General features: G+C 72.1%; 1 protein-coding gene. It reads right to left on the reverse strand.

Translation table 11 applies throughout. The features are described 5' to 3' along the window. Window positions 1-147 precede the first annotated feature (147 nt). Window positions 148-551, reverse strand: a 404-nt coding sequence (locus D588_RS0113865; RefSeq protein WP_017916408.1) for a tellurite resistance TerB family protein, incomplete at its 5' end; no start/stop codon positions are given.

Consider the following 551-nt stretch of genomic DNA (forward strand, 5'->3'; position numbering starts at 1 on the left):
AACTCCCAGCCGACGCGCAGGCGCTGCGCCCACGGATGCCGCCAGGCCCAGGCGGCGGCGAGCGCCAGCGCAGCCAGCAACGCCGCACGCAGCACGTCGCGGCGCAGGCGCTGCGCTGGCGAAAGCGTGGGCGTCGCGGCCATGCGCTCAGTCCGCGTGCAGGGCAGCCGCCTGTTGCTGCAGGCGCTGCTTCAGGGCGTCGTCGATGCCGAGCTGCCGCGCCAGTTCGTCCAGGTAGCTGCGCTCCATGAAGCCCTGTTCGTCGGCGGCGAGCAAGCTGGCCAGGTACATTTCCGCGGCCATCTCGGGACTGGTCGACGCGCGCGCCACCTCGGCCGGATCCAGCGGTTTTTCCAGTTCCGCATGCAGCCACTGCTGCACGTCGGCATCGTTGCCGTGGAGGCGGGCGAACTCGCCTTCGATCAGGCGCCGCTCGTGCTCGTCCAGATGGCCGTCGGCCTTGGCCGCGCCGACCAGCGCGCGCAGCACCGCCTGGCTATGCTGCTCGACGTCCAGTGGCGGCAGCCGGTCCAGGGTCTGCGGTTCGGGCG

It is taken from the genome of Xanthomonas sp. SHU 308, from assembly GCF_000364645.1.
GTDB classification, from domain to species: Bacteria; Pseudomonadota; Gammaproteobacteria; order Xanthomonadales; family Xanthomonadaceae; genus Xanthomonas_A; species Xanthomonas_A sontii.